The sequence below is a fragment of the Psychrobacter sp. NPDC064578 genome (assembly GCF_044901245.1).
Taxonomy (GTDB): domain Bacteria; phylum Pseudomonadota; class Gammaproteobacteria; order Pseudomonadales; family Moraxellaceae; genus Psychrobacter; species Psychrobacter cibarius_C.
Genome location: NZ_JBJDPI010000020.1, coordinates 1 through 1,283 on the forward strand (window position 1 = coordinate 1; position 1,283 = coordinate 1,283).

Annotated in this window: 1 protein-coding gene; it reads left to right on the forward strand. The window is 47.9% G+C overall.

Annotation, left to right across the window (positions count from 1 at the left end):
* Window positions 1-21: 21 nt before the first annotated feature.
* Window positions 22-1,212 (forward strand): elongation factor Tu, encoded by a 1,191-nt coding sequence (gene tuf / locus ACI2JM_RS14465; protein WP_055124836.1) that lies wholly within the window; start codon window positions 22-24, stop codon window positions 1,210-1,212.
* The last annotated feature ends 71 nt before the right edge of the window (window positions 1,213-1,283 follow it).

Here is a 1,283-nt window from a genome sequence, read left to right on the forward strand (position 1 = left end):
CCAAAAAAAGAGGAAATACCCATGGCAAAGGCCAAGTTTGAACGCGTAAAGCCACACGTCAACGTCGGTACAATCGGACACGTTGACCACGGTAAAACAACCCTAACAGCTGCCATCGCAACGGTAGCAGCAATCACCTCTGGTGGCGAAGCCAAAGACTACGCGTCTATTGACTCAGCACCAGAAGAAAAAGCACGTGGCATCACCATCAACACCTCACACGTAGAATATGACACCCCAGCACGTCACTACGCTCACGTCGATTGCCCAGGTCACGCCGATTATGTTAAAAACATGATCACCGGTGCCGCTCAAATGGACGGCGCAATCCTAGTCGTATCAGCAACTGACGGCCCAATGCCACAAACCCGTGAGCACATCCTGCTTTCACGTCAGGTTGGCGTACCGTACATCATCGTATTCATGAACAAATGTGATGTTGTTGATGACGAAGAATTGCTAGAACTCGTAGAAATGGAAGTTCGTGAACTTCTTAATGACTACGACTTCCCAGGTGATGATACCCCAATCATCCATGGTTCAGCGACTGAAGCCCTAAAAGGCTCACAAGAAAAATACGGCCAACCAGCGGTTGTAGAACTTCTTAACGTTCTTGACACCTACATCCCAGAGCCAGAGCGTGACGTTGACAAAGCATTCCTAATGCCAATCGAAGACGTATTCTCAATCTCAGGCCGTGGTACTGTTGTAACAGGTCGTGTTGAATCTGGTATCGTACGCGTAGGCGACGAAATCGAAATCGTCGGTATCCGTGACACTCAAAAAACCACCTGTACTGGTGTAGAGATGTTCCGTAAACTGCTTGACGAAGGTCGTGCAGGCGAAAACTGTGGCGTACTACTACGTGGTACTAAACGTGAAGACGTACAACGTGGCCAAGTACTTGCTAAGCCAGGTTCAATCACGCCTCACACCAAGTTTGACGCAGAAGTATACGTGTTGAGCAAAGAAGAGGGTGGTCGTCACACACCATTCCTAAACGGCTATCGTCCACAGTTCTACTTCCGTACCACTGACGTAACTGGCGCAATCCAATTACAAGACGGTACTGAAATGGTAATGCCTGGTGATAACGTTGAGATGGGCGTAGAGCTTATCCACCCAATCGCTATGGACAAAGGTCTTCGCTTCGCTATTCGTGAAGGCGGCCGTACTGTAGGCGCTGGTGTTGTTGCTAACGTATTGAACTAATCTATTAGTCTCAGTAATGAGCTTGTAAGTTAGTCATAAAAAGCCATCCTTGTTTAAGGGTGGCTTTTTTT